This window comes from Psychrobacter sp. NPDC078501, assembly GCF_044900935.1.
In the GTDB taxonomy this organism is placed as follows: domain Bacteria; phylum Pseudomonadota; class Gammaproteobacteria; order Pseudomonadales; family Moraxellaceae; genus Psychrobacter.
Genome location: NZ_JBJDOS010000002.1, coordinates 405,120 through 420,119, shown reverse-complemented (window position 1 = coordinate 420,119; position 15,000 = coordinate 405,120). Strand labels below are relative to the sequence as shown.

Annotated in this window: 16 protein-coding genes and 1 tRNA gene; 6 read left to right on the top strand and 11 right to left on the bottom strand. The window is 41.5% G+C overall.

Annotated features, from left to right (window positions below; genetic code table 11):
- Positions 1 to 4: 4 nt before the first annotated feature.
- Together ACI2IW_RS04750 and speB are read right to left on the bottom strand one after the other, a co-directional pair.
- Positions 5 to 1,351: a purine-cytosine permease family protein gene (locus ACI2IW_RS04750; RefSeq protein ID WP_404692828.1), complete on the bottom strand. Its 1,347-nt coding sequence runs from the start codon at positions 1,349 to 1,351 to the stop codon at positions 5 to 7.
- 139 nt (positions 1,352 to 1,490) lie between these two features.
- Entirely contained in the window at positions 1,491 to 2,459 is a 969-nt protein-coding gene (gene speB, locus ACI2IW_RS04745) for an agmatinase (protein ID WP_057760617.1), read from the bottom strand.
- Between the two features lie 320 nt (positions 2,460 to 2,779).
- Between speB and ACI2IW_RS04740 the strand changes: the two genes are divergently transcribed.
- Positions 2,780 to 3,700: a LysR family transcriptional regulator gene (locus ACI2IW_RS04740; protein WP_404692827.1), complete on the top strand. Its 921-nt coding sequence runs from the start codon at positions 2,780 to 2,782 to the stop codon at positions 3,698 to 3,700.
- A gap of 150 nt (positions 3,701 to 3,850) precedes the next feature.
- Here the strand turns inward: ACI2IW_RS04740 and ACI2IW_RS04735 are convergent, their stop codons facing one another.
- From ACI2IW_RS04735 to ACI2IW_RS04725, 3 genes are all read right to left on the bottom strand, one after another.
- A complete protein-coding gene (locus ACI2IW_RS04735; protein WP_201567601.1) occupies positions 3,851 to 5,641 on the bottom strand; it encodes a potassium/proton antiporter in 1,791 nt (596 codons plus the stop codon).
- A gap of 278 nt (positions 5,642 to 5,919) precedes the next feature.
- On the bottom strand, positions 5,920 to 6,255 hold the full coding sequence (locus tag ACI2IW_RS04730; protein WP_404692826.1) for a GlpM family protein: 336 nt from the start codon (positions 6,253 to 6,255) through the stop codon (positions 5,920 to 5,922).
- 189 nt (positions 6,256 to 6,444) lie between these two features.
- Entirely contained in the window at positions 6,445 to 8,115 is a 1,671-nt protein-coding gene (locus tag ACI2IW_RS04725) for an alpha-keto acid decarboxylase family protein (RefSeq protein ID WP_404692825.1), read from the bottom strand.
- Positions 8,116 to 8,375: 260 nt separating this feature from the next.
- Here ACI2IW_RS04725 and ACI2IW_RS04720 point away from each other — a divergent pair.
- Positions 8,376 to 8,450: transfer RNA gene (locus tag ACI2IW_RS04720), tRNA-Gly, on the top strand.
- Between the two features lie 428 nt (positions 8,451 to 8,878).
- Here the strand turns inward: ACI2IW_RS04720 and ACI2IW_RS04715 are convergent.
- Positions 8,879 to 9,106, bottom strand: a complete 228-nt coding sequence (locus ACI2IW_RS04715) for a helix-turn-helix domain-containing protein (protein ID WP_404692824.1) — start codon at positions 9,104 to 9,106, stop codon at positions 8,879 to 8,881.
- A 195-nt stretch (positions 9,107 to 9,301) separates the two neighbouring features.
- On the opposite strand from ACI2IW_RS04715, the gene ACI2IW_RS04710 reads away from it, so the two are divergent.
- Genes ACI2IW_RS04710 through ACI2IW_RS04695 form a run of 4 tightly spaced genes read left to right on the top strand, consistent with a single transcriptional unit; the run spans position 9,302 to position 11,402 of the window.
- The gene (locus tag ACI2IW_RS04710; protein WP_011513303.1) at positions 9,302 to 9,517 is read left to right on the top strand and encodes a hypothetical protein; all 216 of its coding nucleotides are present in this window, start codon (positions 9,302 to 9,304) and stop codon (positions 9,515 to 9,517) included.
- A gap of 19 nt (positions 9,518 to 9,536) precedes the next feature.
- A complete protein-coding gene (locus ACI2IW_RS04705) occupies positions 9,537 to 10,781 on the top strand; it encodes a tyrosine-type recombinase/integrase (protein WP_404692823.1) in 1,245 nt (414 codons plus the stop codon).
- Complete coding sequence (locus ACI2IW_RS04700; protein WP_404692822.1) at positions 10,778 to 11,071, top strand: hypothetical protein; 294 nt, start codon at positions 10,778 to 10,780, stop codon at positions 11,069 to 11,071. Before ACI2IW_RS04705 ends, ACI2IW_RS04700 begins: the two co-directional genes overlap by 4 nt.
- A 10-nt stretch (positions 11,072 to 11,081) precedes the next feature.
- Positions 11,082 to 11,402 (top strand): hypothetical protein, encoded by a 321-nt coding sequence (locus ACI2IW_RS04695; RefSeq protein WP_404692821.1) that lies wholly within the window; start codon positions 11,082 to 11,084, stop codon positions 11,400 to 11,402.
- A 123-nt stretch (positions 11,403 to 11,525) separates the two neighbouring features.
- On the opposite strand, the gene ACI2IW_RS04690 is transcribed toward ACI2IW_RS04695, so the two are convergent.
- The 5 genes from ACI2IW_RS04690 to ACI2IW_RS04670 are packed head-to-tail and all read right to left on the bottom strand — an operon-like array spanning position 11,526 to position 14,970.
- A complete protein-coding gene (locus ACI2IW_RS04690; protein ID WP_404692820.1) occupies positions 11,526 to 12,005 on the bottom strand; it encodes a hypothetical protein in 480 nt (159 codons plus the stop codon).
- A 43-nt stretch (positions 12,006 to 12,048) separates the two neighbouring features.
- Positions 12,049 to 12,600: an exonuclease domain-containing protein gene (locus ACI2IW_RS04685; RefSeq protein ID WP_404692819.1), complete on the bottom strand. Its 552-nt coding sequence runs from the start codon at positions 12,598 to 12,600 to the stop codon at positions 12,049 to 12,051.
- A gap of 28 nt (positions 12,601 to 12,628) precedes the next feature.
- Positions 12,629 to 13,525: an AAA family ATPase gene (locus tag ACI2IW_RS04680; protein ID WP_404692818.1), complete on the bottom strand. Its 897-nt coding sequence runs from the start codon at positions 13,523 to 13,525 to the stop codon at positions 12,629 to 12,631.
- Entirely contained in the window at positions 13,522 to 14,019 is a 498-nt protein-coding gene (locus tag ACI2IW_RS04675) for a hypothetical protein (protein ID WP_404692817.1), read from the bottom strand. Before ACI2IW_RS04675 ends, ACI2IW_RS04680 begins: the two co-directional genes overlap by 4 nt.
- On the bottom strand, positions 14,020 to 14,970 hold the full coding sequence (locus tag ACI2IW_RS04670; RefSeq protein ID WP_404692816.1) for a CBASS oligonucleotide cyclase: 951 nt from the start codon (positions 14,968 to 14,970) through the stop codon (positions 14,020 to 14,022). It abuts the gene before it with no gap.
- Positions 14,971 to 15,000: the final 30 nt, after the last annotated feature.

Sequence of the window (15,000 nt, the reverse complement as noted above, 5' to 3'; positions counted from 1 at the left end):
AATTTCACAATGACGGCTCCTTCTGAGCTGAAGTAACAGCGCTATTAGGACGAGTAAACAGAGTCGCACCTAACCAGTACAGTCCACCAGTAATAATAAAGACAGGTAATGAAGCACCGAAAGATGGAGGCGCTATCAAAGTCCAGTATGCGGCAAGCGCTGCACCGATTAGATATGCTGCGATAGCAATCTTTGCAGTAGGACGACCTAACTGTTTGGTAGAATCAAGCAGCTTTGCGGTATAGCCTTCTTGACCAACAAGGTAATAATCAACAATCATGACTGAAAATGCTGGGATAAATAGTGCACCTACGATCAATAAGAAGTTTTGGAATTGATCTAAAATACCTGGTATCAGCGCACCAAAGATAGTGACCAAACCAATGATAAGTGCAGGTTTCCAAAAGCTCATGTTAGGAGCAACGTTCATGCAGGATAGCGTTGCGCTATAGACTGCCATTACATTGGTTGTCATGACTGAAAAGAAAATAACTAGCGCAGCTGGCAGACCAAAACCAAAGTCAGCAAGCAGACGAGTCGGGTCGTAAGTCTGTTCCATACCGTTTAGGATAGAAAGCCCTGATATCGTCGCACCCAAACCCATAGCAACGATAGCCGCCATAATGTAGCCAAAGTAAGTACCCCATACGGCAATCTTTGAAGTCTTACAGTTACGGTTGTAATCAGCTGCTGAAGACATCCAAGAGAATGCAGTAGCAATGACGATATCAAATGCAATACCTAACGTAATACCATTACGTGATTCAACTGGCATCTCAAACAGGGTCGATACATCATAATGTTGGTTTAGTTGATAGAGTACGACAACCGTAAGACCTGCCATAGCTAGCGCTGCCCAACGTTCGACCAGCTCAATACCGAGGTGACCACGGAGCACAATTAGCACCACGACTGTCTCACACAAGATCACAAATAGTGGTAGGTTGCTATAACCTGTGGTCGCCTCAATCGCGTAGTTCAGACTCATGCCAGCGAGCAGCGCCTGAATACAGCTCCATGCAATGAGCACACCCATGTTTACCAGCGAAATCAACTGGCTACCAAGTGGTCCATAAGCTCTACGTGTTAGCGCCATCGATGGTAGGCCAGTACGCTGACCCATCAGACCAACCAAAAGCAGTGGAATTGCACCGATTAAAGAACCAATGAGTACGGTCGTGATAGCAGTGGTAAAACGTAGATCTGGTACCAACAACATCCCGGTTAAGATGGTCGTGACTACGATATTGGCACCAAACCACAGCGCAAACGTACCAATTGAACCCAAACTGTGTCCAGCTTCATTTGGAGAAAGGGTATCTTGACCAAAAAATGAAGAAGGTTTACTCATTAGTGTCTTCCTTAACCGAGTTATATTAATACCAGTTATTGCACTGGTGCCGATAAAGCTACTCTATGCTCCACATCTAACCAATAAGAGACTGTTAATAACCCATTCCTTTTATGGTTATCATGTTGATACATAACGACTAGTAAACCGCCTTAACCTTGTCGTCATAGCGTACGCCTGGCAGGATACATAGCATCTCAAACAATAAATTCGCCGCCAATACCGAGGTGTTACCGAATGGATCATAAGGTGGTGATACTTCGACTAAATCTCCACCCACCACATCTAGACCACGCATACCGCGAATGATTTCGATACCTTGAGTAGAGGTCAAGCCGCCGATTTCAGCAGTACCCGTACCTGGGGCAAATGCAGGATCAATACCGTCGATATCAAAGCTCAAATAGACAGGACCATCACCTAGCTTTTCACGTACTTCAGCCATGAGCGGTGTTAGCGACTTATACCAGCACTCCTCAGCAGGTACCACGCGGAATCCTTGCTCAGTTGACCAGTCAAACTCTTCAGCGCTATAGCCTGTACCACGTAGACCAATCTGTACCACACGATTGCCATCAATTAGGTTTTCTTCGACAGCGCGGCGGAACGGCGTGCCATGCGCGATTTTTTCGCCAAACATATCATCATTGATATCCGCATGAGCATCGATATGCACCATACCGACAGGGCCATGTTTTTTGGCAAGTGCGCGCAGGATAGGTAACGCGATAGTATGATCGCCGCCTAGTGTTAGAGGAATCGCGCCGTGTTTGACGATTTTATCGGTATAGAATTTTTCGATGATATCAACGCTTTTTAGCAGGTTGAATGTATTGATAGGCACATCGCCGATGTCAGCGACTTGTAATGACTCAAAAGGCGCAGCACGAGTGGCCACATTGTAGGGACGAATCATTCTTGACTCATCACGAATCTGTCTAGGACCCAATCTTGCACCGCTACGGTTGGATGCACCAATATCTAAAGGTACGCCAACAAACGCCACATCTAACCCTTCAGCATCAGCCTGAGTTGGCAGACGCATCATAGAAGCGAAACCGCCAAATCTTGGCATATCGTTGCCGCTTAATGGTTGATTGAATGTCATAAGTTACTTCCTTGTTCTATTTGGTTTAAGTACACAATTTGCTACATGCCATTGACAATACATAAATATAAGAGAAGGAACCATGGTAAAATTCAGAAGCAAACTTCTATTTTTTCGTAGTAAACGAAATTTACATATTATTATCAGAAGTTTTGACAAGCAGAATATTTTGTTAGGTAATCTTAAAACCTTGATAAAATTAGCTTTTACTTTTTATTCCTTAGTGGATAGTACGAATACATATAGAAAAGTAAGGTTGATGAAAATTACTCAATTCTTATCCATTACTATTTAATTAATTTGATATAGGGTGGCGATCGATGCTAGATGAGCTGATAAAAATAGATATAAAAACGCTGCGTAGTTTTATGGCCATCGTAGAGTGCCAAGGCGTGACAGCTGCTCAGTCACGCTTAAATGTCACTACTTCTGTGATCAGTGGACATTTGACCCATTTAGAAGACCGATTAGGAATGACGCTGTGTCATCGTGGTCGAGCAGGGTTTAAGCTGACAGAGGACGGTGCGGCAGTGTATGAGGCTTGTTTGAGCTTTACAGAAGCCGTTGCCAGCTTTCAACATCAGTTGCACTATATCCGTCAGTTAGACTCTGTGCGTGGTGGTCATATCAGACTGTGTTTAATCGATCAGATGCCGACGCTTTTTTATGATGCGCTGCGTCAGTGCTTGGCTGCTAGCTACCGTGACAATCCATTGATACACTTTTCTATTGACGTGCAAAGTCCTGAGAGCATGATAGAAAAGCTCCTCGGCAACGAAAGTGATATTGGTGTGGGATACTTTGGTAGTTTTCCGCCGCTATTGACCTTTCAACCTGCTTTTATTGAAACACAAGTCGTCTGCTGCGGGCGTGAGCATCGTTCGTTTCATGAGCCTGACAAGCTAACATTTGAGGAATTAGAGCAAGACCATCATTGGGTGAAACGAGGCTATATTACTGATGTCAGTATCAATCATATTCGCCCAAAGATACTGAGCGCGACTACTTATCAGATGGAAGCCACCGCACAGCTTATCCTAGCAGGTCATCATGTGGGTTATTTGCCACGTGATCTAGCAGTGCGCTATGAAGAGATGGGGCTGATGAAAATACTACTGCCTGATGAGGCAAGCTATGAAGTGAAGCATCACTGGGCATACCGAGAAAACCTACACAAACATGTGGCAGATTTTTTAAATAAAATGATAAATTTGTTGTCAGAGAATTATTCTAAAGCCTAATTTATCAGCAGATTTTGCTACTCGGACTCTCAGTGTTTCTTAATCACAGTGTCCTAGTAGCTGGTGCATTGTCTTGAAAGCAATGCCTTTAAAGACAATGCCTTATCTTACTATTCTGATTATTAGCTATTAAAAAATTTTGACAAAATTTTAGGCGGTTGCTACTTGGTCTTGATACTTTAGACCAATGGTTCTTAGCTTTCCCTTGTCATCGACTTCCTTAATGACCAATGACCATTCATCACTTATCACGACGGTATCACCCGACACTGGCGCAGTACCTAAATGTGATTTCACGTACTCGGCCACCGTCTGCTCCCACATGTTTTTTGCGCTGTCTTCATCAGACGTTTTGAGTGTTTTTACCAATGTCTCAGACGCCATAATTCCTGTAAAAAATGGCAAGTCTCCAAGTTTAACACTCGGTGATAGCAACCAATCGCCATAGAAATCATCGATAGCTTTGCGATCTAATGTCGTGTCATTAAAAATCTTGGCAATTTTACTCGCGTGATTGCCTCTCATGGCATACCAGACACTGTCGCCGAATTTTAGCTTCGTGTTGTCATCGACTACTACGATCTGTTGGTTACGAACTAGCGCAAAGACACTGATTTCATCTGGGTTGATGCCTTTGGAGATACCCATAGGATGACGCCCAATGGCAAATGCACCTGATTTTGCCTCAAACTCATACAGCGTGATACTGGCCTTATCGGATACCCAAACCTCATGCTCTTCTTTCGGATCTTTATTGGTTGGAATACGTACCTTAAATAGATTTGCCATTGTAGGGATGGTTGTGCCTTGCAGAATCAACGATAGAACCACGACACCAAAGGCAATATCAAACAGCATAAAGGCGTTATCTATACCAGCCATGACGGGTAAAATTGCCAAGGTAATAGGCACTGCACCGCGCAAGCCAACCCAAGAGATAAACCCAATCTCTCTGTCTTTAAATTTGAATGGTTTGACGCTGGTATAGACGGCTATAGGACGCGCCACAAAGATCATAAAGAGCGCGATCGCCACCGAATAATGCCAGACATTGAGGACGTTTGATGGAGTGACCAATAGCCCTAATACCACAAATAGCACGGCCTGAGACAGCCAAGCAAAGCTGTCCATCACTCGCATGACATGCTCTGTCGAGCGCACCTTGTGGTTGCCGATTAGCACACCAGTGAGGTATACCGCCAAAAATCCACTGCCACCAATGAGATTGGTCGCGGCGAACACAGCCAAGCCAGCAGAGAGAATCAAAATGGCGTACATGCCTTCTGCCAAATGCACCTTGGGCAATAATCGGGATAGAAAATAACCGAACAGTAAGCCCATGCCTAGCCCAAAGCTCAGCTGCTGTAGTAATAAAACTAAAAAGCCAAATACTGTCTGACCATCAGGATCTACATTTAAGGCAATCAAACCAGTAACTAATAAAATAGCCAAGGGATCGTTGGCACCAGACTCAAGTTCAAGCGTGGCTTGTACACGGTCGTTAAGCTTGACGCCGCCATTACGTAATAGAGAAAATACCGCTGCTGCATCGGTCGAGCCGACAATCGCTGCCATCAGTAAGCCAAAGCGCCAATCGACATCAAGTAGCCAAGTGACAAATACACCTAGTACCATGACCGTGACCAACACGCCCCACGTGGCCAACGTAATCGCAGGTTTTAGCCCTACTCGAAACGATTTAAAAGACGTACGTAAACCACCATCTAGCAAGATACAGGCTAAGGCTGCCTGCCCTACGAAATTGGCTAGCGCATACTGAGAGAACTCAATACCCAAGATACCCTGCTCGCCTGCCAACATACCCACTATCAAAAACAGCAACAACAATGGTACGCCTAAGCGCGCCGATAATGTACTCGCCATGATACTGGCGAAAATTAATACTGCGCCTACGAGATACAGGATATTTAAGGTATCCATTTTTTTTGAGCCCTATTTTTTATTATTAAGAATAGTAATTGATTGCGATTGGGTTTTCGTTATCTTGCTGTTAGTAGATATTACACCAGTGAGCCTATCATAAGCGGCCATTATTCAAAATATGAATGACAATTATTTATGATGATATTAGCATCACCATCAGAACTAGCAGCCAACACTAAATCAATAAAAAGACTTCAATAAAAAACGCTCAGATATTAAGGTGAAGCCTATAAAATGCCATTGCTGTGCTAAAAGAGTTTACGTCTTAATATTAATTAACCTTGAATGTATTGCCATGTCAGTACCAGAATCGCAGCCGCAATCGTCCAAGCGACCACACCTAGCATTAGTGCTTTGTATAAGCTCATATAACTGATGCTAAAAAACACCACGAAGGTATAAATCAAATGCGGTATGACGCCAAGCATACTGAATATCAACGCGACCTTTAAATCAGCGGGACTGCGCTCAGTACCAACGATAAAGTGACTGATTAACGTAAAAGTGGGGAATAGCGGCGCAAGTGCCGCCAAATAGAAAAATCGGGTTTGGGCGAACATTTGAATCGCCAGTACCATCAAGGTGCCGATGAGCATTTTTAACCAAATCACGACGGGTCTGTCTCCTGTTGACTATAAAGGCTGAACGTAGCCCAATCCGCCATGATACTAAAGTCTGCAAACTGACATAAGAGCAATCGCTGATTAATTAATCCGTATGATAAAAAATGCAAAAAACCCCACTCAGCTAAGTTGCTAAATGGGGCTGTTACTTTTATTCAGTAAGTTTCTACGAATTGCTTAATCCTTTTTTGGCTTTAGTGCCGCGCTGATGTCTGCCAGCAATGGCGGAATATCATGCTTGTCTGCGATCACCTCAATCATTATAAGCTTATCGGTAGTCGCAGCAGCTTTTTCGAAAGCAGATTTTAGCTCGCCTGCTGTCTCTGCTTTGAGTAATACGCTATTTTCTTCTGTCGCGCCAAACGCTCGCGGCATGATTTGCCAATTGCATTTAGGAATATCATTATAGTATTGGTTTTCGCCATGAATCGCGCGCTCTACCGTATAGCCGTCGTTATTGATTAAGACAATTACAGGATTGATGCGCTCTTGAATCATGACCGCTAGCTCTTGGATCGTTAGCAATGCTGAACCATCCCCAATCAATAACACACTGCGCTTATCTGGCGATGCGATTGCCGCGCCCAAGCTGGCAGGCAACGTGTAGCCAATTGACCCCCACATCGGCTGCCCATATGACGTTACCCCTTCTGGCAGGCGCACATCACTGATACCAAAATAGGCCGTCCCTTGTTCAGAAAACACCAAGTTATTGTGGTCTAAGCGGTCAGCGATAATATGCCATAGGTCATCTTGGCGGATAGCCTCACTGTCTTTACCTTTTTGTTCGTGCGGCTTAACTTCTTCACAGAAAGGTTTTGGCACGATGTTAATGCCAGAGGTCATCACTTCATGCAGGGCTTGCAACGCATCTTTTAACGCAATCGGTGCAAAGTTCTTACCACTGATAGAGGCACGCTCATAGTGCAAGTCTACGACCACATCTTCATTGATATCTTGGCTAAACCCTGCGGTAGTAGTGTCAGTATATTGCACCCCTACTTTGATAAGGCATTCGCAGTTTTCTACCGCATCTTTGACAATTGGACGCGAAGCAACACCCGCATAAGTGCCTGCCCAACGATCACTATTTTCATCAAGCAGCGTCTTGCCCCAAGATAGCGTGGTATAAGGAATATCTGTATCAGCGATCAATGCTTTGAGCTGTGGCTGTAACCCCAAACGATGCACCATCAAATCTGCCATTAGTGTCGTGGTCTTGTTTGGCAAAAACTCGGTTAGTGCTTGCTTAAAATCTGATAATGCCGCTTGGCTAGTAATGTCTTCTTGGCTATCGATCAACTTGGTCGTTGGTGGGTAGATAGGCTGACGCGCGACGTCTGGTGATAATAGTAAGTAACCTGGGCGATGCTTTTTAAGTATTAAGCGAATCACTCTATCAATTTCTGAGGCAGCGTTCTCAGGGGTGAGCTGCGCACGGGCTACCGTTACAGGCTCGACCATCTTAATAAAATGATTGAATACACCATCACCAAGCGAATGATGAATACGGCGCTTTGAGTCTTGTAGCGCTGTGCTTGGTGCACCGACGATATGCAATACCGGTGCGTACTCAGCAAAAGAACCTGCGGTCGCGTTGATCGCTGACAGCTCACCTACGCCAAAAGTCGTCACCATAGCGGCGAACCCACGCTCACGTGCATAGCCATCGGCCGCATAGCCAGCATTTAGCTCATTAGTATTACCTACCCAGCGCAATTTATCAGAGGCGAGAACGTTATCCAAAAAAGTTAAGTTAAAATCACCAGGTACGCCAAATATCTCAGATGCACCCGCTTCTGCGACACGATCAAACAAATAATCAGCGATGGTATATTGTTGACTCATTTTTTATCCTTATGACTTATCTTTGTAAGTATTGATAATTGTGAATGTGATTACGATTAAATTATAAAGTGCGTCCCAGCTTATTTATGTACTACAAAGCTTTTGGAATACATATTATAATAAACCGTTATAACATATATCTATGGCCAGAAGACACGCCTATTTTAATAACTTTAATTTTTTTCGTCATAGGTGTTGACACCTAAAAAAAACTGCGTATAATACGCCTTCATCAACTGACGATAGTTAATTGATAATTAGCGGGAATAGCTCAGTGGTAGAGCATAACCTTGCCAAGGTTGGGGTCGAGAGTTCGAATCTCTTTTCCCGCTCCAAATACTTAAAAAGCCTCACTTAACAGTGAGGCTTTTTTTTGTCCATTTTTCAAGGTCTGTAGCGTTTTTCAGTATTAGCTATTCAGTCTAATTGCTAAGTTCATCTAACATATTAAAAGCTCAAAAATCAGCACCGTGACCAAAACGTGACCATTTCGTGCCCACGCTATAGATACTGATTTTGTAATTGACCCCAACTTACTATTCCTACCTTTATAAGAAGCGATGCTAAAGAATATTTTCTTAGTATCGCTTTTCCTTTTCCACTGCTTTTTTACAATTAGCTCATAGCGTGACCAAAACGTGACCAAATCATGAAAAAGTAAATATAAAAAATAACCCCAACCTTAATTTTATACTTTGAAGCGCCTTGTATATAAGGCTGTATTGCTGCTTCTCTATGCATCTACCTCCATTTTTGTAGGTCTTCAAAACTCGTCACTAACATTTTTAGTATTTGGCTTATAGATAAACAAGTCACCCACCTGCACGTCTAAGAACTCACATAGCTGATCAATAGTATTGAAATCAATTCTTGATGACTCTTCATTATATAGTTTATGAAGTGTTGATTTACTCATGCCTGTTGCTCTTACAACATCTGCTACACGCAATTTTTTCTCTGCCAAAATAACAGGAAGTTTAGACACGATCATAAAATTACCTCTTTTCGGGTAAAAATGCTTTACATTGCAGTAAAAAGGTAATATATTACACAAATCGGTTACTAATTACCTTTAAGCGGGTAAATTATAACTGATTCCTTCAAGATGCATTTTTACAGGTTGATAAAATAATTTTTATTCTATCACTTAATGCAATGACTTAATAACTGAAAAGAGGTAAACACCATGAGTAATACTTATTTAACAACCGATGAGTTAGCCGAACGTATCAAGTACGACGCACGTACTATCCGCAATCAAATGAAAGATACCGTTTTGATTGAAAACATTCACTACATACGCCCTTTTGGTGGTCGTAAGATTTTGTACGTATGGGAGCGTATCGAGGAAGACATGTGCAAGCCGGTTATGAGCGCTATCAACGGTATGGCACTTCAATAAAAAAATAAGGAGATTTACTATGGCTACTATGCGAGGACGGTTTGGTAAGCTGGTCGTTGACTTCCGCTACTTAGGTAAGCGCTGTCGAGAAAAGACCAGTTTAGAAGACAACCCAGCTAATCGTAAAAAATTAGCGCAAGTCATGAAAAAAATGGAAGCAGAAATAACTTTAGGCATCTTTGACTATGCTGCTTACTTCCCAAAGAGTGAACGAGCCCAGGAGATGACGGCATTGGCTGATAGAGCCGAAGCTTGTATCAGTCGTAATCCGACCTTTAAGGAGTTTTCGGAAACATTTTTTGAGGAGAGGAAGATTGAATGGCGACCGAGCTATCGGCAAAAAATAAAGATTATTTTGAATAAGTATTTATTACCTGAGTTTGGTGGTAAAGCGGTACATGCCATAAAAAAATCAGACTTGCTGACCTTCCGTAGCTCCCTCGCCAAAGTTTGTTACGGTAAAGATGGTCAGTCAAGTCTGTCAGTAGCACGGATCAACCAGATCATGATACTTCTTCGTATGATACTAGAAGAAGCATCAGATCGCCATGAGTTTGAGATGCCTTATAAAAATATTAAGAATCTCAAACAAGCTCGTCCGGATGTAAACCCGTTTACATTGAGTGAGGTATGGCTGATTTTAAAGCATGTACGTGCTGATTATAGACCCTACTACACTATCCGCTTTTTTACAGGGATGCGTACCAGTGAGATTGATGGGCTTAAGTGGGACTGTATTAACTTTGATCGGCGTGAAATCAGTATCAGAGGGGCATTGGTAAACGGGGAGATGGGTCCGACTAAGACATTAGGCTCACAACGTGATATTGCGATGTCACAGTTAGTGTATGACGCACTGCAAGACCAGAAGGCTCGCACCTTTGGCAAGTCAGAGTTTGTGTTTTGCAATTCACAAGGCAATCCAATGGAGTATCGTAATGTGAATAGACGGGTATGGAAACCCACACTTGCCCTACTCGGACTTAAGCACAGGCGTGCTTATCAGACTCGGCATACCGCAGCGACGCTTTGGCTCGCTGCTGGTGAGAATCCCGAGTGGATAGCTCGTCAGATGGGTCATAGCAGTACGGAGATGCTGTTTCGGGTATACAGCCGTTATGTACCTGATATTACCCGTCAAGATGGTTCAGCAATGGATAATTTGCTACTGGCGAGCAAGGAGAAGCTAACCAGCGCATCGAATAGCTCTGACACTAAAGGACTAATCACAAATGCACAAACTGACAAGGAGAAGTCACAATGAAAATCATCAATTATGAGCAGCTATTTGGTGAGTTTAGACCTGACGGTACGATCAGCGCAGATGCAAACCTTATCGCTAATGCATTGATACGTGATCTGTCTATCTCCTTTGGTCATAATTTAGCACGCTTCTTAGGAGTGAAGCAGTGTTTTAATAACGATATGGCGATGCGTGTGTGGGTGCAGAAGCGCTTGGATGCTCAGGATGGGTACTTTATAGAAGATATGCGCAGTCAGCTTCAAAGCGAGCTTTATGAGCTACTACCGCACTCTGACTATGGCAGCTACTGAGGAGAGTATAATGAGCGTAAAACTTCAGCCGAATATGATGCAGAGTCCATATGATATCGAAATATGTGAGGATTACTGGGCATACGATAATAAAAGCGGCTTTATTAAACATGTGAAGATGCTTTGTGAGAAGTATGAGGTCAGCCCTCAAGTATTCTTTGAGACAGTCGCTCAGTGTTATGCATACTTGGACGATGTGGTATGTGAGTACTGCGGTTATGCTTGTCCAATTGAAGTACCTGCTGATATTCCTTATATGCGCGCAAAAGACGGTTGGTTATGCGCAATATGTGAGCATGCTTTATGGCGGATAGATAAAGAAAATAAATGAGTATTAATCGTCAAAAAAGCCAGACAGCTTAAGTTGTCTGGCTTTTTCATGTGAAGCATCTATTGAACACAGTCTAACTTTAGTATAAGAATCTAGAATACTCTCGTATTACCAGAGCCAACATCAAGATGCAGGCGTACACTCAAGTATTTTTAATACAAACATAATTATTCCCATTACACCAACCGTTCCTGTAATGAAAAATGTAAAACGAAATATTTTTCCGTATGTGATTATCTTATTGAGTGAAAACCTATTTGAATTTTGCTCTGATAGATTGTTTTCTTCATTACAGAAAATTCCTATACCATTTCCTAAACGTACCTCTAGGTCTACAAGAACATTTTCTGATTGTTTAATTAAAAATGATGTTCTTTGATCTAGCTTCCAAAAAATAATCGATACAATCACCACAAAAAAGCTCAAATAAACTCCCATATATTCAAGTTTGTTTGAGGCCTGTAATATTGCCCCTAATCCAGCTCCTAATGCAGCCATAATAAAAAGGAAATAATTGAACAAAGTCATTCTTTGAGTCGAATGCAATATAAAGTATTTCCAAGCATGCTCAACTAGTTGTTCAGAATTAAAATTGTTAGCCATGTAAACTATTCTGCCTTAAGTATTTCAAAATTCAAGAAAAAAACTACTTATTTAAACTTAAGTCATAAATCAGTCGAAACAATTCAGCTTGGTATTTGGCATCATGCAAAGCATCATGATCTCCTTGTAGTGTAGGATATAAATACTTGTCCATTGAGCTTGATTTCGTATCGTACCAGCTACTCCCAGTTGCACCCATAAAAAGAGCCTTAATATCCAATGCGCTGATACCGAATGGATTCTTATTGAGATACTTTAAAAAATAATAGTTTACGAAAGACCAGTCAAATGCTGCATTAAGACCTATAAAGACAGGCCTATAGTCTTCTTGCACATTTTTCGAAATCCACTCATTAAATTGCAACATTGCTTTAGCGGGTGTTATGCCATCTTTAGATGTCTGTTCCAAGGTTAAGCCAGTAACTTCCAATGCCTCTGCAACTGATTTATTACTAATTGGCTTAAGCATTACTGAGAACTCAATTTCAGGGTTATATACTAAGCAAGCTCCTATCGTCATCATACTATGCTCACTAACAATAGGACCTGCTGTTTCTATATCGACAGAAATGAAGACTTCCTTTTTTTTACTCATGGCGGTACTCCGGTTAGCAACTTAAGTGTCATCCATGCATCACTGGTGAGGGCTGCATATTAATAGCTGACTCATATAAATGTTCTACTGTTAGCGGCGAATCAGGAAAAGCTAAAGCAATGGCAGCTGGGTAGAGACGAGTGCGAACATCAGAATATGTCCATCCTAGCTTGTTGTCTTTTGCCATAGTTGCTTCAACTAGTTTAGTTATCTCACTCTCTGAGATATTTAAATCGGATAAGTCTTTGGAGAATAACTCATAAAGCTCCTGTTCAGAAGGACGAGTAAACTCTTCAACTATTAAAGCACGGCGACGTAAAGCAGCATCTAATGCGTTTAAGCGATTTGTACATAAAATCACTAATATTCTTCCACCGTGTTTACGCAGCTCATCGATAGCTTGAATCATTGTATTTACACCAACTTTATCTTCATGATGGCTTTGATCCTGACTTCTTGATGCACCTAGAGAGTCGCCTTCATCTATTATCAGAAAAGCTCGTCCATTACCAGTACCAATTGACCTAGTAATTTCATCAAATGCTTGCGAAATAAGTGTACCCATTTCTCCTACTCTACCTGTTCCTCGCACTTTATTACTCAATTTAAAGAGTATAGCGTCTTCGATTCTAGCGTCACGAGCAAGACGATTTGCTATGGCCTCAGCATTCGCTGTTTTACCAGTACCTACGTCACCATGAAAAATGGCTAAAGGATATTGATCAGATAATAATCCGAGAATAGCTAGTTTTTTCTTATGATGAACATTACTCCATGACTCTAAATTTTCTGGTTGAAGTAGCATCTGTAATTGCTTTTTAATACGCTGATATCTACCCTCGAACCCTAGGAGCTTTTCAGCTTGCAAATCCAAGTTTTTAGTAGGTAAATCTGTCTTAACTTCAAAAACTGTTGAACTACTCATGAAAAATCACTCCTATCTGCTCCAAACCCATTACTGCTATAACCACGACTTCCCGATGAAGTTAGATGACTATGGCTAGTATCCACATACGATGGTTGCCAATTCATTTTTAAGAAAAGTTTACTGGCCTTCTCTTTTTCCATTCGATATTTGTCTGTGTAAGATAAGATAACTCGGATACTACCACCAGGCGTAGATGGCCACATTACACCACCAGGTCTTCCTGTACCAAATGCATCTTCATTCTGGAACTCATATATTGCAGCGTTTATCTCTGACCCTAAAGCGGATACGAGTGTTACATCAACCTTAGCTAGATAGTTATTTTTTGCTAATAATTCGATATCATGAGCATATTCTTCAGCCTTGTCTACGGTCAGGGCTCTCGTGCTTCCTGCAATCATTATCAAATCAGCTTTGATACTTCGCACAACTTTTTCGACATCGGCGACAGTATATGTGCTGGTAGTTGTACTCGAATAAGATGAACTCATTTATTGATCCTTGATCTTAAATTTATTACCAAAAATTTCTTTCCAAACGTCTTCATCATTCTCAACAGATGCGTAAGTGGCAGTTTCCCAAGCTTTTAAAGCTAATTCTGCAATTTTTTCTTTTTCATCCTCAGTTATACGTGATGCAACATTATTTTCGTGATTAGCTGGGTCAACAATCACCACTGGGCCTGAAAAGTACTTCTGAATTTTAGAGTCGTTTTCTGGGAAATCGATACGATCATTTAATTTGGTTTGAGCAATATACAGTAGGAAATCACAGAAACGCTTTTCAATACTCTGTGTCGGACCATCACGATTCTGCAAAAATGCTAGAATAAGCTCAATATGGAAAGATTTTAAACCTTTAGGTTGCGCACGATTTTTCCAACGCTTAGCCATTCTCACAAGAGTACGATAATGTTTATCTTTATTTTTTTGGTCTTGTACAAAGTTAATATGGCAGGGAGCACAGGTAAGATTTCTCTCTCCTGTCCTGATATCATGTTGCCAACCATAATCTAAATTGTCTTTATCTTGAATAACTGGCACTACATCAACATCAAGACCACTTTTGATAAAACTTACTGTTGCTGCACGCCTCTGGATTTTGAAGTCATCAATCGCTTTAGATGGATAAATTTTTGTTAAAAGTTCATAAATAAGATCATTCAAACTTTCAAGCGTTTCACTATCTATATTCTGGTTACTAATATAGAACACCACGTCGACGTCGATTGAATCCTCACTAGTCTTATTCAAAATCGTATATTTCGCAAACGAGCCTGCTTTTACTACTTTAGTAATTTTTAAATCAGATTGATCTATAATATGCTTACGCAATTCAGATATTAGGTTGTCAACTTGGGAATGATATTCGGTTCTCTTAGCAGTGGACAGACGCAGAACGTTACTGTCGTAATATTGTAAACTTGCATTTGTCAACGGCATTACTCTTCCTCTTTTTATGAATGGAACGAT